General features: G+C 64.1%; 17 protein-coding genes. 12 read left to right on the forward strand and 5 right to left on the reverse strand.

The genetic code is table 11. The features are described from left to right. Window positions 1-19: 19 nt before the first annotated feature. From GEMMAAP_RS06135 to GEMMAAP_RS06175, 9 genes are all read left to right on the forward strand, one after another. The gene (locus tag GEMMAAP_RS06135; RefSeq protein ID WP_082821106.1) at window positions 20-523 is read left to right on the forward strand and encodes a hypothetical protein; all 504 of its coding nucleotides are present in this window, start codon (window positions 20-22) and stop codon (window positions 521-523) included. Between the two features lie 96 nt (window positions 524-619). After that, window positions 620-1,783 (forward strand): S41 family peptidase, encoded by a 1,164-nt coding sequence (locus GEMMAAP_RS06140; protein WP_026850262.1) that lies wholly within the window; start codon window positions 620-622, stop codon window positions 1,781-1,783. A 21-nt stretch (window positions 1,784-1,804) separates the two neighbouring features. Continuing rightward, entirely contained in the window at window positions 1,805-2,968 is a 1,164-nt protein-coding gene (locus tag GEMMAAP_RS06145) for an NAD(P)/FAD-dependent oxidoreductase (protein WP_075071618.1), read from the forward strand. Between the two features lie 43 nt (window positions 2,969-3,011). After that, a complete protein-coding gene (locus GEMMAAP_RS06150) occupies window positions 3,012-3,914 on the forward strand; it encodes a hypothetical protein (protein WP_145979025.1) in 903 nt (300 codons plus the stop codon). Window positions 3,915-3,934: 20 nt separating this feature from the next. Further along, the gene (locus GEMMAAP_RS06155; RefSeq protein ID WP_026850264.1) at window positions 3,935-4,420 is read left to right on the forward strand and encodes a GNAT family N-acetyltransferase; all 486 of its coding nucleotides are present in this window, start codon (window positions 3,935-3,937) and stop codon (window positions 4,418-4,420) included. Between the two features lies 1 nt (window position 4,421). Then, window positions 4,422-5,306 carry a sugar phosphate isomerase/epimerase family protein gene (locus GEMMAAP_RS06160; RefSeq protein WP_053334321.1) on the forward strand — a complete coding sequence of 295 codons (885 nt, stop codon included), beginning with the start codon at window positions 4,422-4,424 and terminating at the stop codon, window positions 5,304-5,306. A 2-nt stretch (window positions 5,307-5,308) separates the two neighbouring features. Beyond that, window positions 5,309-6,736 carry an amidohydrolase family protein gene (locus GEMMAAP_RS06165; RefSeq protein WP_026850266.1) on the forward strand — a complete coding sequence of 476 codons (1,428 nt, stop codon included), beginning with the start codon at window positions 5,309-5,311 and terminating at the stop codon, window positions 6,734-6,736. Between the two features lie 34 nt (window positions 6,737-6,770). Further along, window positions 6,771-8,369 (forward strand): 4-coumarate--CoA ligase family protein, encoded by a 1,599-nt coding sequence (locus tag GEMMAAP_RS06170; RefSeq protein WP_202969196.1) that lies wholly within the window; start codon window positions 6,771-6,773, stop codon window positions 8,367-8,369. Window positions 8,370-8,483: 114 nt separating this feature from the next. Then, on the forward strand, window positions 8,484-9,719 hold the full coding sequence (locus tag GEMMAAP_RS06175) for a Gfo/Idh/MocA family protein (RefSeq protein ID WP_026850268.1): 1,236 nt from the start codon (window positions 8,484-8,486) through the stop codon (window positions 9,717-9,719). A 128-nt stretch (window positions 9,720-9,847) separates the two neighbouring features. On the opposite strand, the gene GEMMAAP_RS06180 is transcribed toward GEMMAAP_RS06175, so the two are convergent. From GEMMAAP_RS06180 to GEMMAAP_RS06195, 4 genes are read right to left on the reverse strand one after another with little or no spacing between them, the layout of a single operon-like run. Then, a complete protein-coding gene (locus GEMMAAP_RS06180) occupies window positions 9,848-11,488 on the reverse strand; it encodes a beta-N-acetylhexosaminidase (RefSeq protein WP_043581327.1) in 1,641 nt (546 codons plus the stop codon). Between the two features lie 19 nt (window positions 11,489-11,507). Beyond that, entirely contained in the window at window positions 11,508-12,215 is a 708-nt protein-coding gene (locus GEMMAAP_RS06185) for a copper homeostasis protein CutC (protein WP_075071450.1), read from the reverse strand. A 2-nt stretch (window positions 12,216-12,217) separates the two neighbouring features. Beyond that, window positions 12,218-13,441: a nucleoside permease gene (locus tag GEMMAAP_RS06190; RefSeq protein WP_026850269.1), complete on the reverse strand. Its 1,224-nt coding sequence runs from the start codon at window positions 13,439-13,441 to the stop codon at window positions 12,218-12,220. Next, a complete protein-coding gene (locus tag GEMMAAP_RS06195) occupies window positions 13,441-14,169 on the reverse strand; it encodes a 3-keto-disaccharide hydrolase (RefSeq protein WP_053334323.1) in 729 nt (242 codons plus the stop codon). Before GEMMAAP_RS06195 ends, GEMMAAP_RS06190 begins: the two co-directional genes overlap by 1 nt. Window positions 14,170-14,337: 168 nt before the next feature. Between GEMMAAP_RS06195 and GEMMAAP_RS06200 the strand changes: the two genes are divergently transcribed. Further along, window positions 14,338-14,592 (forward strand): GlsB/YeaQ/YmgE family stress response membrane protein, encoded by a 255-nt coding sequence (locus GEMMAAP_RS06200; RefSeq protein WP_026850270.1) that lies wholly within the window; start codon window positions 14,338-14,340, stop codon window positions 14,590-14,592. 77 nt (window positions 14,593-14,669) lie between these two features. Next, a complete protein-coding gene (locus GEMMAAP_RS06205) occupies window positions 14,670-15,221 on the forward strand; it encodes a YfiT family bacillithiol transferase (RefSeq protein WP_043581328.1) in 552 nt (183 codons plus the stop codon). Here GEMMAAP_RS06205 and GEMMAAP_RS06210 read toward each other — a convergent pair. After that, window positions 15,194-17,233 (reverse strand): Ig-like domain-containing protein, encoded by a 2,040-nt coding sequence (locus GEMMAAP_RS06210; protein ID WP_026850272.1) that lies wholly within the window; start codon window positions 17,231-17,233, stop codon window positions 15,194-15,196. The genes GEMMAAP_RS06205 and GEMMAAP_RS06210 overlap by 28 nt on opposite strands. Before the next feature lie 96 nt (window positions 17,234-17,329). Between GEMMAAP_RS06210 and GEMMAAP_RS06215 the strand changes: the two genes are divergently transcribed. Beyond that, window positions 17,330-18,244 carry a TolB family protein gene (locus tag GEMMAAP_RS06215; RefSeq protein WP_053334324.1) on the forward strand — a complete coding sequence of 305 codons (915 nt, stop codon included), beginning with the start codon at window positions 17,330-17,332 and terminating at the stop codon, window positions 18,242-18,244. The last annotated feature ends 22 nt before the right edge of the window (window positions 18,245-18,266 follow it).

Consider the following 18,266-nt stretch of genomic DNA (forward strand, 5'->3'; position numbering starts at 1 on the left):
TGACCAGCAGGAGCGCACCATGAGCAATCCCGAAACCGGGGGCCTCAATGCCCCACGTGACACGAATGCCCCGACCGTCGCCCCGTCCTCCGGGGCGCCCGATGGCGTCTTGCCGGTGGAGCTCCCCGTGGCGTCTGCCGAGGAGCTGCAACGCCTCGAGGTGGCCCGGACGCTGCTGCTCAAGGTGCATCGCGCCCTCCTGGAGGCGGAGCGCGTCCGGTACGAGAAGGCACGCGGCCGGATTGAGAACAACAGCGCCTTCCTGCAACTCGTGATCAACGATCCGTGGTTCGACTGGCTGAGGCCCATGGCCCAGATGGTGCTGCTCATCGACGAGCGGACCTCGGACAAGAAGTCGCCGCTGGGACGGGATGAAGCGCGAGCGCTGCTGGACCGCGCCCGGGCGCTGCTCAAGGCCGATCCGGACGGCGACGCCTTCCAGCGGCTTTACGCCGACGCGTTGCAGCATTCGCCGGCCCTGGCGGTGATCGCCCGACAGGTCTCCACGGTGCTGCGCGGCTAACCCGCGGCGTCAGGCACGGGGCGCCCAAGTCTCACCCGCGGGGCGGGTTCTCCCTCTGGTCTGGACCGGCGGCGTTTTGTGCCCCATGCTTCAGGTATGCATCGCGCAGGGCACTCCCTGGCAGCGCTCGCCGTCGTTACGGCCGCGCTCGCATCCTCCTGCGTGCGCACGCCAACGCGTCTCCCTCCTGCGTCGGCATCGCACGTCGCTCCGTATGTGGCGCAATTCGACACGCTGTGGACGCGTTTTCAGGACGTTTATCCGTCCTTCGTCTACAAGCAGATCGACTGGCGGTCACAGCGCGCGCGCTATCGCCCGCGTGCGGAGCGCGCACGGACTCAGGATGAGCTGGTGGCCGTGCTGTTGGAGATGCTGGCGCCGCTTCGTGATCTCCACGTCTGGTTCGTCGATCCCCGCGGGCACGTGGTCCCCACCTACCGTCCCGGCGGCGTGCTCAATTTTGACCGTGCACGGTGGCAAGCCGCATTGCGTGATGCGTCCTACACGCCGCGCAGCCCCTCCGTGGGCGATGGAACCGTGGGAGGTTATGCCTACTTCCACATCGGCAGTTGGAAGGCGCCACTGACCGACGACGTACTCGACGGGATGCTGGAACGCGCCCGCGAAGCGCAGGGGCTCATCATCGACGTCCGCACCAACGCCGGGGGGAGTGATGCGCTGGCGCTGGGCTTTGCGGGCCGTTTCACGCGCCGGCCGTTTGCCGCCTCCTACGTGCGCATCAATACCGACCCCCGCGTCACCGGGGTGGAGATGCCGCTCGCCCGCACCATCAATCCGCGCGGGCTCTGGCAGTTCACGCGACCGGTCGTCGTCATCAGTGGGCGCGGAGGCTTCAGTGCCACGGAGAGTTTTGTGGCGGCCATGCGCACGTTGCCGCAGGTGACCGTCATTGGCGACACCACCGGCGGCGCCTCGGGGAACCCCGCCACTTTTGCGCTGGGGAGTGGCTGGCAGTTTACGGTGCCGCGTTGGATGGAGTATGGCCCCGATCGTGAACCCATTGAGTGGCGTGGCGTGGCCCCACATCTCGCGCTGAGCTGGGAAAGCGTCCAGTACGATCGTCAACGCGACCCGCTCATTGACGCAGCGGTCGGTGTGCTTGGCGAGCGTACCGGCGTGTATCGCATGGCCGCTCCCCTGTCGGTGGGCGATACGCCGAACCGGCCGCAGGATGTGCGGCCGGAGTCGCGGCCGGAGCCGCGCCATGAGTTGCGGCGGGACAGTGCGCCGCCGCCGTAACCCGAAACGGTCATGGAACTGATGACACCTAACGTGCCGGTCTGGGACGATGGACTGTGGACGCCTCTCCCCGCACTCACCGGCCATCTCAGCGCCGATGCGTGCGTGATTGGCCTCGGCGGCTCGGGGCTCACGCTCATCGAAGAACTACTGCGGCGTGATGAACGCGTGATCGGATTGGACGCGTTTGACGTGGGCGCTGGAGCGGCCGGTCGAAACGGTGGCTTTCTGTTAGCGGGCACTTACGATTTTTATCACGACGCCATTCGTCGGCACGGCCACGCGCGGGCCCGGGCCATCTATGCCGCGACATTGCAGGAGATGCCACGCATTGCGGAGGCGGCACCCGGCACGGTGCGCTTCGTGGGCTCCAAGCGCATTGCCGCCTCCGACGCCGAACTGGTTGATTGCGAAGCGCAGTACGCCGCCATGCGCGCCGATGATCTCCCGTGCGAATGGTACGACGGGGCTGATGGACGCGGGCTGTTCATTCCCACCGATGGCGCCTTTGATCCGCTGACGCGCTGCCGCCTCTTGGCCGGTGCCGTGCGCGACGACGGAGCCACCCTCTTTGCGCAGTCGCCGGTGCTCGACATCAGTGGCAGCTGCGTGAAGACCCCAATGGGCACTGTGCACGCCGGCCGTATTTTTGTGGCGGTGGACGGCCGGGTTGAGCAGCTGGTGCCGGAGCTTGCGTCGCAGGTGCGCACGGCGCGGCTGCAGATGCTGGCCACGGAACCGACGCGTGAAATCACCGTGCCGTGCCCGATGTATTACCGCGAAGGGTACGAGTACTGGCAGCAGTTGCCTGATGGCCGGATCGCCCTTGGGGGCTTTCGGGATGCCGGAGGCGAAGAGGAGTGGACCACGAGCACCGCACCCTCGCCCACGGTGCAGGCGCAGCTGGAGCGATTCCTCCGCGAACACCTTGGTGTTCAGGCGCCCATCTCGCATCGATGGGCGGCGTCGGCGGGATACACCACGACCGGGCTCCCCGTTATTGCGCAGGTGCGCGAGAACGTGTGGGCGTTCGGGGGGTACTCCGGAACGGGGAACGTCATTGGAGCGCTCAGTGCGCGCGCCGTAGCGGCTGCGGCACTGGATCATGACATGTCGGGTGTCCGGATGTTCCTTGGGGACGGCTGGTTGCCCACCGACACCCATGGGCAGGGAGCCTCGCACTAGATTGCGATGTCCCGCCTTCCTTTGGTCTTTTCCGAGAGTGCCCGTGCGTGTGTCGCCCTGTTGTCGTGTCTTCTCCGGCCTGATCCTGCTGAGTGTCTTGAGCGGGACCGCTACAGCCGTCGCGCAGCCTCGGCCGAGCGGGCCGCCCCCCGGGGCCAAGCGTATTTCGGCAAAGATTCCCGACAGCATTGCGGCGCGTCTCCCCAAGACGCCCAAGATGCCCACCGGGGATCAGGAGATCTTCACGCAGCGCGATGCGCGTGCCCGCAATGTGCTGGGATACTTCGATTGCCTCACCCGTACCGTGAAGGCGTCACGTGAGGGCTTGCTGGGCACCGTCCCCGCCGCCGCCATGCTGATATGTGTTCAGGAGAAGCGTGAGTGGCGCGGGGTCGTGGCGGAACCGGTCAACCAGATGCCAGGGATTGCCGTGCGGGCCCAGTTCGCCATGCGTGGCAAGGGTGTGCTGGTACGCGATCCGGTGGACACCTTTACGGTGCTGGCCACCGCGCGCGGCCAGCGCCGTGCCGTGCAGGCCAAGGCGATGTCGTCGGGACCGGCCAGCCTGTCGCCAGTCGTGCTTCCCTATGACTCCTATCTGGAAGTCCTGTACGTTCCCGTGCCCGGGGCGACGAATACCACGCTGTTTGTGGGCGGCGATTCCGTTATTCAGATGGCGCCCGACGGCAGCCGTGAACTGGGGCACTCGCGTGCGGCACCGCCTATAACGCCGCTCACGGTCAATACCGGCACAGCAGGCGAAGCGCTGATTCGGAGCACTCAGCCGCAGGTGCCGTTGGTCAGTGAATTGGTCGCCGCCCGCGCACTGCTTCCGCGATATCGCATCGTGAAGCTGCAATCCGGCGATTACACCTTTACGCTCACCAGAACCGCTGCCCCCGCCGTTGGCCCCGCCGACGGCCTGTGGACCTCCGCCGCGCGCTGATCTCTCCCTCGATCCCGATCATGTCTCTTGTGTTGCGGGCCGCTTCGGCGCCCGATGTGCCCGTCATTCGCGAGTTGATTGAAGGACTGGCTGACTATGAAGAGTTGCGCCACGAGTGTATCGCTACCGATGCGCTGTTGCAGCAGGCGCTCTTCGGCGAGCGCCCGTATGCGGAGGTCGTGCTCGCCGAGCTGGACGGACAGGTGGCCGGCTTTGCGCTGTTCTTTCACAATTTCTCCACCTTCCTTGCGCGTCCCGGGATCTACCTCGAAGATCTGTTCGTGCGCCCCGCCGTTCGTGGCCACGGGGTGGGCAAGGCACTGTTGCAGCATCTGGCCCAGCTGGCGGTGTCCCGTGGCTGTGGCCGGTTGGAGTGGTCGGTACTGGATTGGAACGTTGACGCCATTGGGTTTTACGAGAAGCTGGGCGCCCGCGCCCAGGATGCCTGGACTGTTTACCGTGTCACGGGTGATGCCCTGACGCAACTCGCCTCTGGAGACGCTTGAGATGATCGAATCGTCGAACTCCCCGTCTGGTGCGCCGACGCGCCGTGACGTGTTGCGCCTGTTGGCCACTGGCGTGGCCGGTAGTGCCTTGCTTCCTCACCTCGCCCGTGCTGCTGGAGCCCTTGAAGGAGGAGCGGTGCCACGTATCGATCGCATGGGGTTGCAGATGTATACCGTCCGTGCCGCTCTCTCGAAGGATATCGAGGGGACGATTGCCGCCATTGCCAAAGCCGGCATCACGGAGCTCGAGTTCTTCAATGGGTTCGGCAAGGACGTCACGTGGTGGCAGGCGCTGCTCAAGCAGCATGGCCTCACGGCACCATCGGCGCACGAAGCCTTGCCCAAGACTGACGACGCATGGAAGCCCATCTTCGATCGGGCGCATGGCATGGGGCACAAGCTGGTCATCGTGCCATTTGTTGGTGACGACTACCGCGGCTCCAAGGCCAACTGGCAGCGGCTGGCCGATCGGTTGAACGCGGGGGCCACGCTGGCCAAGGCCGCCGGCCTGCAGTTTGCCTATCACAACCACGACTTCGAGTTTACGCCGGTTGACGGCACCACCGGCTACGAGGTCATCACCGCGCAGACTGACAAGGATCTGGTGAAGCTCGAACTGGATCTGTATTGGACTGTGAAGGCCGGACAGGACCCGCTGGCCATCATGAAGCGGTGGCCCGGTCGTATCGTCGCAGTACACGTGAAGGACGCCGGACCGGCCCCCGAGCGGAAGATGCTCGAAGTGGGTGCCGGCACCATCGACTTCAAGACCATTCTCGCGACCGGCCGCAAGCAGGGGCTCAAGCACTGGTTCATTGAGCACGACAACCCCACCGATCCCATTGCATCCATTACGGCCAGCGCCAAAGCGCTGAAGGCGCTGTAACCATGCGCCGCCTCGGCTTCCTGTTCTTGGTCAGCACACTGGCCATCGCGATGGAGGCCGAGGCGCAGCGGGCGCCGGTCGGCCCGTCCACGCGCAGCTTTGTGCGGTTTGATACCGCCGTGCTGGCACTCACCAATGCCCGTGTCATTGACGGCACCGGCGCGGCGCCGCGCGAGAATCACACGGTGGTGATTCGCGATGGCCGCATCGCATCCATGGGGCCGACGGCCAGCACGGCCGTCCCGGCGGGCGCGCTCACCGTTGATATGGCGGGCAAGACACTCATGCCCGGGCTCGTGATGGTGCACGAGCATCTGTATTACCCTGTGGGCGCCGGGACCTACGCCAACCTCACCGAAAGTTTTTCGCGGCTGTATCTCGCCGGTGGCGTGACCAGTATGCGCACCGGTGGCAACATGAATGGCTTTGCCGAACTGTTGGTGGCCAAGGCCATCGCGCGTGGCGAGAAGCCCGGGCCATTCATCGATGCGACCGCGCCGTATCTGGAAGGCCCCGGCATGGGGTTCAATCAGGTGGTGGCACTGCGCGATACCAGTGACGCCAAGGCGCTCGTGTCATACTGGGCGGCGCAAGGGGCGACGTCGTTCAAGGCGTACATGAACATCTCCCGCGACGAACTGCGCGTGGCGGCGCGGGAGGCGCATGCCCGCGGGCTCAAGATCACGGGCCATCTTTGTTCTGTCACGTACCGCGAAGCGGCCGACGCCGGCATTGATGATCTCGAACATGGCTTCTTTGCCATGAATGATTTTGTGCCCAACAAGAAGCCCGATATCTGCGTGGGGCGTGGCGGTGCCGCCACCGCGTCCATGGCCCAGCTGGATCCCAACAGCGCCGACGTGCAGGCCTTGTTTCGCTACCTCATCGAAAAGAAGGTCGCGGTCACCAGCACGCTCACCATCTTCGAGACCTTTACTCCCGGACGTCCGCTGCCTGCCGGTCTCGATGTGCTATTGCCACAGCTGCGCGAGGAATACGAACGTCGGCATGCCGCGACGGCGCGCAATACGCAGTCGCCGTATCTCAAGGCCTTTGCCAAAGGCATGGCGTTCGAGCGGGCCTTTGTGAAGGCGGGGGGAACGCTCATTGTGGGTACGGATCCAACGGGCGGCGGCGGCCTGGTGCCGGGCTTCAGCAATCAGCGGGCACTCGAACTCCTCGTTGAAGCCGGCTTCTCACCGCTCGAGGCCATCCGCATTGGGACGCTCAATGGGGCAACCTACCTAGGGCGCGGCGCGCTGACCGGTTCCTTGGAGGTCGGAAAGCTGGCCGATCTGGTGGTGATCAATGGCAACCCGGCGGTCACCATTGGTGATGTACGCAAGGTGGAATGGGTGTTCCGTCAGGGCGTCGGATATGATCCCGCCGCCATGATTCAAAGCGTGCGGGGGAAGGCAGGGCTGTGGTAAGTTTTCCGTCCCACCCCTCCGGACGGAGTTGCCTGTGTCCCAGCCTCGTGTGTATCAGAGCCCGTATCCGTCAATCGAAATTCCGGATACGCCACTCGTTCCTTATGTCTTCCAGCGCGCTGCGGCGCTGGCCGACAAGCCCGCCCTGATTTGCGGTGCCAGTGGGCGCCAACTCACGTATGGACAACTTGAGAAAGCCATCCGTCAGGTTGCCTGCGGCTTGCATGCACACGGGATTCGGAAAGGCGACGTCGTCGGACTGGTGTGCCCCAATGTCCCTGATTTTGCGGTGGTGTTTTATGCCGTCACCACGTTGGGGGCCATCTGTTCCACGGTGAATCCCATTGCAACCGCCGAGGAGATCGGGGCGCAGTTCGCCGATAGCGAAGCGGTCATGCTGGTCACCATCCCTGACCTCTTCGAGAAGTGCTCGGCGGCGGCACGACTTGCCAGCACGGTGCGGGAAATCGTGGTCATGGGTGAGGTGGACGGCAGTACGCCTTATGCCACGCTGTTCACGCATGGGGACGCGCCACCGCACGTGGACATTAATCCAGCGGTAGACGTGTGTGTGCTGCCGTATTCCAGTGGCACCTCAGGCATTCCCAAGGGCGTGATGCTCACGCACCGGAACCTCGTGGCCAACCTGGCCCAGTGTAGCGCTGTGGGCGTTGGCGTCAATGAGCAGGATGTGCTGCTGGGCGTGCTGCCGTTCTTCCACATCTACGGCATGGTGGTCATCATGGGCGGCGCGCTGGTGCAAGGGGCCACCATTGTGTCTCTCCCCCGATTTGAGCTCGAACAGTTCCTTTCGGTAATCCAGACACGGCGCATCACCTATGCCAATCTGGTACCTCCCATCGTCCTGGCGTTGGCAAAGCATCCGCTGGTGGCCAGCTACGACTTGTCGTCGCTACGCATGATTCTCAGTGGTGCCGCGCCCCTCGGCGCCGAGCTTGCCGATGCCTGTGCTGCTCGCTTGGGATGCATGGTGCGTCAAGGCTACGGCCTCACCGAAACCAGCCCGGTCACGCACTTTCATCCTCTTGAAAGTGACGTGGTGGATGGCGGGTCTGTCGGACCGGCCATCGCCAATACGGAGTGTCGGTTGGTGGATCCGGCCACCAGTGACGACGTCGCCGAGGGCGAACGGGGCGAATTGTGGATTCGCGGTCCTCAGGTGATGAAGGGCTACTTCAACAAGCCGGAAGCCACGGCCGCCTGCATGACCGATGACGGGTGGTTCAAGACGGGTGACGTGGCCGTGATCGACGGTCGCGGCTGGTACAGCATTGTGGATCGCGTCAAGGAACTCATCAAATACAAGGGATTGCAGGTCGCGCCGGCTGAGCTTGAGGCGGTCCTGCTCTCCAATCCCCTCATTGCCGACGTGGCCGTCATTCCGGTGCCGGATGTGGAAGCCGGGGAGGTCCCCAAGGCGTTTGTCGTGGCCCGGGGCGAACTCTCGGCTGACCAAGTCATGGCGTTCGTGGCGGAGCGCGTCTCTCCGTACAAAAAAGTACGGCAGGTGGAGTTTGTGGAGGCGATTCCCAAGTCCCCTTCCGGAAAGATCCTTCGACGCCTGCTGGTAGACCGGGAGCGTGCGAAGCAGCAGTCGAATCCCCCCGCCTGACAACGAATCCATCCCCCGGGGAGGAAAGACTGTACGCTGCTGTATCCACTGTGGTAATTTCGTCCGGTACACCCGTGTTTTCAGTAACGTCATCTCCCCGAACACCCTCGACGCATGCCTGGTAATCGACTCGGTATCGGATTCATTGGATCCGGCTTCAACGCCCGTTTCCACATGCAGGGCTTCCGCTATGTTCGCGACGCTGATGTGCTCGGCGTGTGGAGCCCCAATGCAAAAAACGCGGCCTCTGCTGCGAAGTATGCGCGCGATCTCGATATCGGCGACGCCAAGGCCTACAAGACCATTACCGATATGGTCGCCGATCCCAACATCGATGCGATCTGGCTGAATGGTCCCAACCATGCGCGCATCGAGAACGTCGAGGAGATCGTGCATGCCGTGACGAGCGGTAAGGGGACGCTCAAGGGCATCGCCTGCGAGAAGCCACTTGGGCGCACGGTGGCCGAGGCCAAGCACATCCTGAAGCTCGTGGAAAAGGCCGGCATCATGCACGGCTATCTCGAGAATCAGTTTTTCTCGCCGCAGGTGTCGGTGGGGCACAACCTCATCTGGCGTCGTGGTGCGGCGACCACCGGCCGGCCGTATCTTGCACGCGCCGCCGAAGAGCATAGCGGGCCGCACGGCCCGTGGTTCTGGAACGGTATTCAGCAGGGCGGCGGCGTACTGAACGACATGATGTGCCATTCGGCGCTGGTGGTTCGCCAGCTGCTCTCGGAGCCCGGAAAGCCCCTCTCCGACCTCAAGGTCAAGCGCATCACCGGCCATATTGCCTCGCTCAAGTGGACGCGGAAGGAATACGCGGCGCAGCTCAAGCGCGATATGAAAGTCGATTTTCTCAAGGCGCCGTCGGAAGACTTTGCCAGCCTGAACATCGAGTTCGAAACGCCCGAAGGGAAAATGGCGATCGGCGAAGCCACCACGTCGTGGAGCTTCGTTGGCCCCGGCCTGCGCCTCAGCGCCGAGTTGCTTGGTCCCGAGTACTCGATGAAGTGGAACACGCTCGAGTCGGGACTCGACCTCTTCTTCTCACGCGCCGTCAAGGGCAAGACCGGCGAAGACATCGTGGAAAAGCAGATGGCCGAGCAGGGGCAAATGCCGGTGGTGGTAAACGAAGCGATCGCCTACGGCTACGAAGCCGAAGACAACCACTTCGTGCGCGCGTTCCTGGGCAAGGAGAAGCCGCTGCTCACCTGGCACGATGGTCTCGATGTGGTGCGCATCCTCATGCACGCCTACAAGAGCGCCGAGTTGGGCAAGACGCTCGACTACAAGGAGAACGGCGTGGACAAATTCGTGCCGCAGGTCGGGCAGGGTACTTGGAAGCCGTGACGAGTATGCTCGCCCGCTGATTCGCTCGCGAAAAACTCAAAGCTCAAAACCCGAACTCAAAACCCGAACTCAAAACCCGGAACTGATCAGTTTCGGGTACTGGGTTCGGGTTTTGAGTTTTGAGTTTTTCAAGGCGTTATACTCGCCTTATCCAACCTGCGGTAGTTCACATCCAGCGCATCGAGCCGCTTGAGGTGCACCGGCAACCGCTGCATGAAGTCACCGAAGTCCCGACGATCGGTGCGACTCCACAGCGCTTCGCAGAGCGCCACGAGACGCGGGTACGCCATGTATTCAAGCTGACGCGGATTGGGGATGTACTCCGTCCACAGCTGCGCCTGTGCACCGAGAATGTGCTTGGCTTGTTCCGGCGTCAGCTCGGCCGGCAGTGGTTCAAAGCCGTACACCCTTTCGATGTTGGTGAAGCCGCCAATGGCCAGCGGTTCGCTCGCCTTGTCCTGCGACTGATAATGATCGAAGTACGTATGGCTTCCCGGCGCCATCACCACATCGTGTCCTTCCTTCGCTGCGGCAATGCCACCCGCCATACCGCGCCAGCTCATGACCGTCGCGTTCTCGGCGAGCCCGCCTTCGAGGATTTCATCCCAGCCAATGAGGCGGCGTCCCTTCTTGGTGAGGAACGCATCCATCTGGCGGATGAACCAGCTCTGCATCTCGTGCTCGTCCTTGAGCCCCAGCGACTTGATTCGCGCCTGAATCTGCGGACTGGCTTTCCACTGATCCTTGATGGCCTCATCGCCGCCAATGTGAATCCACGGCGACGGGAACAGGGCGAGCACCTCGGTCAGCACGTCCTGCATGAAGGCCACGCTGCGGTCTGACGGATTGAGGATGTACGGACTCACGCCCCAGATGGTACGCAGCCCGGGAATGGAATCGGTCGTGCTGGCGAGAAACGGATAGGCATACACCGCTGCCTGCACATGGCCGGGCATTTCGATTTCCGGCACCACGGTGACCATGCGTTCGGCGGCGTACGCCACCACCTCACGCACATCATCCTGCGTGTAAAAGCCGCAATGACGCCGGCCATCAAACACCTGCTTCTTGGGGTCGTCGGTGAACGGCCCGACCAGCGTTTGTTCGCGGCACGATCCGACCTCCGTGAGCCGCGGATACTTCTTGATCTCAATGCGCCACCCCTGGTCTTCGGTGAGATGCCAGTGGAAGCGGTTCATTTTGTGGCGGGCGAGCAGGTCGATGTATTTCTTGACGAACTCCTTGGGCATGAAGTGGCGCGCCACATCGAGGTGGGCGCCGCGCCACGAGAAACGTGGGGTGTCTTCCACGTGCACGGCTGGAACCGTCCACGCCGTACCCGGCACCGGCGCCGAACGGTAGATCGCCGGCGGCAGCAGTTGCTTGACGGTCTCCAGTGCATAAAACGCGCCGCTGGGCGTGCTGGCTTCGGCCACAATGCCGCGCGCCGTGACATCAAGTCGATACGCGTCAGCGGCGAGACCCTTTACCTGACGCAACACGATACCGCTGGCGGTACGGGTGGCGGCGGAGGTGCTCAGGTCGTAGCCCGTGGGGTTGGCGATGTCGCGGACAAACCGACGGGCCACCGCCGCAAATGCCGGGCTGGCCGCCACTACGGTGCCTCGGCCAATGGTGTAGCGGCCCGTACCGGGGGTGAGCACGGCGGGGCGGGGAATGATGGCGTAGCGCTCGCCCATCGACGCCTGGGCGCTGAGCGCCTCAGGACACACGAGGAGCGCGGCGGTACAAGCAGTCAGCAGGCGCATGTGAAGCAGGGGGGAGAAGTCAGGAGTTCTGCAGCGCGCGAATGACGTCGCGCACAATGGCGGGGTCGGCGGCTCGCGCGTGGACCTGACGCACTTCACTGCGCTGAACGAGCTCGCGGACGTTCGTGCCCCGCACGTTACCGCCGGCCAATATCGTCAGGCGGTCACCGGCCCGCTGCCGGAGGGCGTTCAGCGTGGCCGCCCCATCCAGCGCAGTGGCCGCCTGGCCACTGGTGAGTACAAGGTCCACGCTGGCCTGCATGAGCGCATGGAGGGCGGCAAAGGCGTCGGGTGTCCGGTCGAAGGCGCGGTGGAACGCCACCTTCAGTGGGCGCGCCAACTGCACCAGTGCCATGAGCTGCTGCAGGTGCACGGTGTCATCGCGCTGCAGTGGACCAAGTACGACGCCGTCCATCCCCAGCGCTTTCGCGGTGACGATGTCGTTGGCCATCACATCGAGATCGTCGTCGTGATACACAAAATCACGAGTGTGTGGACGGATCATGACATGCAGCGGCACGCTCATCAGGTCGCGGCACCGGGCCATGAGGCCGAGCGATGGGGTGGTGCCCCCATCGCCCGGACCGCACAGCTCAATGCGGTCCGCACCGGCGTTCTGTGCCGCCAGTGCGGTGTAGACGGAATCGCAACACGCCTCCACCAGGACGCCGGCAGAAGGACTTTCCTGCGGACGCGACGCCGTCGGGGACGAGGAGGCTGTGGACACGATCAGTGCGCTGCGGCCGCGCGGTTCACGGTCGCCGCCGGACGGAACAGGAAGAGGAACACGGCGAATACCGCCAAGGCGCCAATGGCCGCGACCTGCCACACTTGCAGCCAGTCGTGTGCAGGCGCGCCGGCGGCATTGGTGGTGGCGTAGCGGTTGACGACACTGCCCGACACCGACGCGCCGACGAAGTAGCCGATACCGTTGGTGACGAGATTCAGGAACCCTTGAGCGGCCGCACGGATCTTCGGGCCGGCCACTTCGTCGGTGTAGATCTGTCCCGCCACGAAGAAGAAGTCGTAGCAAATCCCATGCAGCAGGATACCGGCATAAATCAGCACCATACCGCCCCCCGCGTCACCGCGGCTGAAGGCGAAGTAGCGAAGTCCCCACGCCAACATGCCCACCAGCATGATCCACTTGATCCCGAGGCGACGTAGGGCGAACGGAAGCAGCAACATGAAGCCGACTTCCGAGGCCTGGCCGAACGACATGATGCCAGCGGCGTTCGCGACGCCGATTTCATTCATGAAGGGGTTGGCGAACGCGTAGTAGAACTGCAGCGGGATGCAGAGCAGAAACGACCCGAGGACAAAAATGACAAAGTCGGTTCGCCTGAGGAGCTGCAAGGCGTCGAGCCCCAAGGCATCACGAACGCTGAATGGTGCGCCTGCCGCTCGTGGCGGCGTATGTGGCAGGAGCAACGCAAAAAGGCCCAGCGCGACCGAGCCGGCCGCGGAGATCTGCATGGGGATCGCCAGCTTGTCTGCCTTCAACACAAATCCCACGAGCACGCCAGAGGCAACAATCCACCCGATCGTTCCGAAGACCCGGATGATGGGAAAATCGCGCGTCGAGTCGGTCACATTGTGCAGCGAGATGGAATTCGTGAGCGACAGCGTGGGCATGTAGCAGAATGCATACGCCAACAGCAGCGGATAAAAGCCACTCCACTCCGTCTGCTGCGACAAAAGGAACATCAGTCCCGCACCAACGAGATGCAGCACCGCCAACAGCTTTTCCGAGGCGAAAAAGCGATCCGCGACGATGCCCATGAAGAACGGCGAGACGATGGCGGCAATGGCGGTCGCCCCATACGCGCTGCCGATCTGGGTATCCGTGAACCCGCGAGTGGCCCCCAGATAGGTGCCCATCGTGACGAACCACGAACCCCACACGAAGTACTGCAGAAACATCATGATCGACAGCCGGGTCTTCGTACTCATTACAGCAACTCCCTGATGCGAACGTTGCGGAAATAGACCCGATCGCCATGGTCCTGCAGGGCGATGTGTCCACGGGTCGCGCGGCCATATCGATCGGCGCCGGCAAATTTGCTGGCTTTCCGACGGGCTTCCCAGTCGGCGGAGCCAAGCTCGTACTCCACCATTTTCTGACCATTGAGCCAGTGCTCAACGTGCGTCCCGTGTACCACGAGACGCACCTGATTCCACTCACCAGGCCCCTTGACCACGCCTCGGGGCGCGGCATGCAGCGCGTAGTTGGCACCTGCCGAGGTGAGCGGGTTCTGGCCATCGCGATGCACGGCATCATCGAGGATCTGCATCTCCGGGCCGCTCACATACGTTTTTTCGCCGCTGTGATCGATGCGGTAGATGACCCCGCTGTTGCCACCTTTCTCCACTTTCCAGTCGAGCTCGAGTTCGAAATTTCCGAACTGTTTATCGGTGGTGAGATCCCCGCCGGCCCCTGAGCGAATAAGGATGCCGTTCTCCACGCTCCAGCCAGCCACCGGTTGCCCCGGGGTGTCGTAATTGTGCCACCCCGCGAGCGAGCGTCCGTCAAACAGTGGCGTCCAGGGGCCAGGCTTGGGTTGCGCGTTCAAAGCGGGGGCGGCAAGGCTCACCGCACTGATGGCAGCAAGCAGGAGAGGGACGAACGCACGGCGGAATGTGACGCCGGGGCGGGGACGCCCCGGAGAAAACGGCATCATGGCAGCTCCAACTGCGGGATGAACAAGGCGGGAGGATCCGGCAATGCTATGGCCCGTGCTCGCTGCGCGGAAGGCATTCCGTGAACATGGCATCGGTTGTGCTTCTGGGAGCAGTGGCGACATGTGCCCTTCGCTGGCGCAGGTTGCGTTCCCTTAACGGAGAAAACGATGTCATTACTATGGACCGCCCTGATTGGGCTGCTTGCCGGGGCCTTGGCCAAGGCCATCATGCCGGGACGTGATCCCGGCGGGATCATCACTACGATGTTGCTGGGCGTGGCCGGTGCCATGCTGGGCGCATTTCTGGGACGAAGTCTCGGATGGTATCAGTCGGGGGAAACCGCCGGCCTCGTGGCTGCGGTGATCGGCGCCATCATTCTGCTTTTCGGTTACCGGGTCTTTCAGGGACGTTCAACCACCTGAGTCCGCATCCACCTGTGACGTCTTGTCGCTGATGCGGCGGCCGGGCGTGACAGGGCGGTCATCGATTAATTTGTGGTATGTCCAATGACCACATCGATCCCAGCTATCCCATCGGCCGCTTCCAGCGCTCGCCGGAATACACGGCGACGGAACGGGCGGAGCACATCGCCCGCATCGGCCTGCAGCCCACGCGTCTGGCGGCGGTTTTGGAGCCACTCGCGGATACCGATTTTGCCTCGCCGTACCGACCTGGCGGCTGGACCGTGGGACAGCTGGTGCATCACATGGCTGACAGCCACCTCAACGCCTTCGTCCGCGTCAAGTTGGGGCTCACGGAAGAGCACCCCACCATCAAGCCGTACGATCAGGATGCCTGGGCCGCGCTCCCTGATGCCACCAGTCTGTCGCCGCACGTGTCGGTCGCGCTCTTCGCGGCCACCCATATTCGACTGCACGCGGTTCTGGAGGCCATGACGCCCGCGCAGTTCGCCCGCACCATTCTGCATCCGGAGAATGGCGCCATGACGCTCGATCAGGTGGTTGCCATGTACGCTTGGCACGGCGATCACCACATTGCCCAGCTGGAGCGGTACCGCGACCTCTACCGAGCGGGATCGGTCGACTCGTAAATCTTGCCGGCCTCTCCGACCGCGGCCACGGCCCCGGTTCCTGGGAGGCCGAACAGGGCGTACACGATGCTCCGCCATGGTGCGGTCACCGGCTGCCAGCTGACGCCGTTGAAGCGTACCACAGTTCCGCTGTCCCCCACGGCGTACACCTCGGTCGGGCCACGTCCCCAGAGGGCCCGCAAGTCACGCGTCGTCGGTTTGGGCAGTGGTTGCCATGACACGCCATCAAAGCGGATCGCCGTACCGGAATCACCAACGGCAAAGACATCCGTGGTACTGGTGCCCCAAATGGCACGTAACCGACTCTGTGTGGGCGCCACCATGGGTTGCCACCGGCCACCGTCGAAGCGCAGGACGGTGCCTGAATCTCCCACGACAAAGACGTTTCCCGGGTCCGTGCCCCAGGCCGCTCGCAGGAATCGCTGCGTGCCACTTTGCTGTGGCGTCCAGCCGGCGCCGTTCGATCGCAGAATGGTGCCGCGTTCGCCGACAATGAGGTGCTGACCGCCACTGCTCCAACTGCTGCGCAGCACCAGGCGGGTCGGCGAGTCGTCCACACGCCACGTGGTGCCGTTGTAGCGAAGGATGCTGCCCGTATCGCCGACGGCGATGATGTCGGTCGCACTGTTGCCGCTGATGCCATAGAGGTCGTTGGCCGACGGGACGCGCTCGGTGATCCACGCCGTGCCGCTGCGGCGGAACACCGACCCCCCGAAGCCCACGGCGAACATGGGGCCCTGTGGGGCGCCGTACACCGAGAGCAGAGGCGGGTCACTGATGTTGACCGTGGATACGATGCCGGCGCCGGCACCGCGCAGCGTGATGACGGTGCCATACCATCCCGCCAGCCGCAGTGTCCCGTCTCCGCGCAGCGTAATCGCGCGCAGGTTGGAGCCGATGCCGATCGAGAGCGCACTCCAGCTGTTCCCGTCGAAGTGATACGTCGCTCCGTTGTTGCCCACCGCGTACACATCGTTAAACGCCCGCCCGCGCAACGCGAACAGATTGGCGGCGCCCGGTGTGGTCATCCGCTGCCACTGCACGCCGTCAAATCGCACAATGGTGCCTTGCACACCGACGGCGAACACGTTGCCGGCACTGGTGCCCCAGATGTCAAAAAACGGGGCCGCCTCCGGCACCGCCTGTCTGGTCCACGTGCTGCCGTTGAAGCGCAGGATGGTCCCGTTGTTCCCCGCCATGAAGACGGTGGTGCTGTTGGCGCCCCAGATGCCCCACAGTTCATCGGTCACGCCACTGGCCATGGATTCGATAGCCACGCCGTTCCAATGCAGAATGGTGCCACGGTCGCCGGCGAAGTAGACGTCGTCCGCCGCCAGTCCCCAGACCTCCAGCAGGGTGAACGAAGTGCCGCTGTTCACCCGCGAAAAGGTGGTCCCATCGCCGCGGAGAATCAGCCCGGCGCCGCCGACCAGCCAGATGTCAGTGGGGGAACTGCCCCATACGCCCACCAGTGTTTCGGTCGTCCCCAGCGGAACCACTTCCCATGGCCCGTCCTGACGCGAACGCAGCAGCCCACCGTTCTGCCCGACCGCGTAGGTGGTACCAGCTCCGTCGTCCCATACGCCGAGAAACGTCACGTCGGACACGCCACTGCGCGCGGGACGCCACGCGGTAATGCCGGCGGCGTCAGCCGTCACGGTCACCGTGACCAATGCCGACAGTGGCCCGGACACGCCCACGGCGTTCGCCGTGATGCGCGCCACACCCGGCGCGATGGCGCGTACCACGCCCGCGGTGTCAACAGCCGCGACCGCCGGAGCGTCGCTGCGCCACGTCAGGGCGGCATCGGTCACGCTGGTGCCGGCGAGGTCACGCGCCTCGACGCGCAGGGGACTCTGGAGCCCGGCCGCCAGATTGAGCGACGCCGGGACTACCACCAGCGAGGCGAGGCGAGGCGGGGGAAGTTGTGGCCCGGATGGCCGGTCGGCGCAGCCAAACACAGCAAGCAGCAAAGCCATTGCCAGCGATGCGCGGAGCAGACGCGGTATCATGCAGGTGAGCCTAGCAGTGGCGCCCATCCCCCCGCAACCGTTTCGCCGTAGCTTCCGTCGATCCGTCTTTCTCCCTTTTGCCGCTGTGAGCCTTCCATGCGCCTCTCGCTCGTTCTGGTCGCGACGGTTGTTCTCGCCCCCCTCCCTGTTGTCGCACAGCCGGGCATTCCGCGCACCTCGCCGCCTGCGCCCTCGTCGGAGGTGTTTCTGGTTCCCCTGATCGGACACGGCAGCACTCTTGCCGCCGGCGCGCCGCGCAACGTGACGAATCGCAACGGCTACGACAACCAGCCAGCGTTCTCCGGCGATGGGCGCAGCGTGTACTACACCTCCACCCGCGACGATGCCCAGGCCGATATCTATCGCTTTGACATTGCCGGCAGCAGCACATCGCGCATAACGCGCACCGCCCCCGAAAGCGAATATTCAGCCGCCGTCTCACGCGACGGAAAGGCGCTGCACGTCATTCGGGTGGAAGCCGATTCCACGCAGCGGATCTGGACCGTGCCATTGGATGGGACACCTGGCCACGCGGTGTTTCCCGACACCAGGCCGGTGGGCTACTTCGCACAGCCCAACGACAGTGCCTGGGTCATGTTCGTGCTGGGGACCCCGGTCACCATGCATCTGGGCTACCACGGGCGCGGCCGCACCGAAGTGGTAGGGCGCAACATCGGGCGCTCCCTGCATCGCATTCCCGGCACCAGCAGGGCCAGCGTGGTGCAGAAGGGCAGTGCCCCCTGGCAGGTCATGGAGTTCGACCCCGACCGCAAAACGTTCACCGCGCTGGTCTCGCTCCCCGCTGGAAGTGAAGACGTGGCGTGGGCAGACGGCAATACGCTGCTCGTCGGCAGCGGCGGCAAATTGCTCCGTTGGACGCGCGGGAGCAGTGGCTGGAAGGAGATCGCCGACTATACCGGCGCCGGGCTGAAAAACATCACGCGACTGGCGGTCAGCCCGACGGGGGACATGCTGGCAATGGTCGCGGACGTACCGCGGCAACTGCCGTAACTGCGTCATGGGTCATGGGTTA

It is taken from the genome of Gemmatimonas phototrophica (assembly GCF_000695095.2).
Classification (GTDB): Bacteria; Gemmatimonadota; Gemmatimonadetes; order Gemmatimonadales; family Gemmatimonadaceae; genus Gemmatimonas; species Gemmatimonas phototrophica.

What these genes read in the sequence shown, in the direction of transcription:
- GEMMAAP_RS06215 (WP_053334324.1), top strand. Translation starts at nt 17,330, where the DNA reads ATGCGCCTCTCGCTCGTTCTGGTCGCGACGGTTGTTCTCGCCCCCCTC.
- GEMMAAP_RS06155 (WP_026850264.1), top strand. Translation starts at nt 3,935, where the DNA reads ATGTCTCTTGTGTTGCGGGCCGCTTCGGCGCCCGATGTGCCCGTCATT.
- GEMMAAP_RS06140 (WP_026850262.1), top strand. Translation starts at nt 620, where the DNA reads ATGCATCGCGCAGGGCACTCCCTGGCAGCGCTCGCCGTCGTTACGGCC.
- GEMMAAP_RS06175 (WP_026850268.1), top strand. Translation starts at nt 8,484, where the DNA reads ATGCCTGGTAATCGACTCGGTATCGGATTCATTGGATCCGGCTTCAAC.
- GEMMAAP_RS06195 (WP_053334323.1), bottom strand. Translation starts at nt 14,169, where the DNA reads ATGATGCCGTTTTCTCCGGGGCGTCCCCGCCCCGGCGTCACATTCCGC.
- GEMMAAP_RS06165 (WP_026850266.1), top strand. Translation starts at nt 5,309, where the DNA reads ATGCGCCGCCTCGGCTTCCTGTTCTTGGTCAGCACACTGGCCATCGCG.
- GEMMAAP_RS06205 (WP_043581328.1), top strand. Translation starts at nt 14,670, where the DNA reads ATGTCCAATGACCACATCGATCCCAGCTATCCCATCGGCCGCTTCCAG.
- GEMMAAP_RS06135 (WP_082821106.1), top strand. Translation starts at nt 20, where the DNA reads ATGAGCAATCCCGAAACCGGGGGCCTCAATGCCCCACGTGACACGAAT.
- GEMMAAP_RS06210 (WP_026850272.1), bottom strand. Translation starts at nt 17,233, where the DNA reads ATGATACCGCGTCTGCTCCGCGCATCGCTGGCAATGGCTTTGCTGCTT.
- GEMMAAP_RS06180 (WP_043581327.1), bottom strand. Translation starts at nt 11,488, where the DNA reads ATGCGCCTGCTGACTGCTTGTACCGCCGCGCTCCTCGTGTGTCCTGAG.
- GEMMAAP_RS06200 (WP_026850270.1), top strand. Translation starts at nt 14,338, where the DNA reads ATGTCATTACTATGGACCGCCCTGATTGGGCTGCTTGCCGGGGCCTTG.
- GEMMAAP_RS06160 (WP_053334321.1), top strand. Translation starts at nt 4,422, where the DNA reads ATGATCGAATCGTCGAACTCCCCGTCTGGTGCGCCGACGCGCCGTGAC.
- GEMMAAP_RS06145 (WP_075071618.1), top strand. Translation starts at nt 1,805, where the DNA reads ATGACACCTAACGTGCCGGTCTGGGACGATGGACTGTGGACGCCTCTC.
- GEMMAAP_RS06190 (WP_026850269.1), bottom strand. Translation starts at nt 13,441, where the DNA reads ATGAGTACGAAGACCCGGCTGTCGATCATGATGTTTCTGCAGTACTTC.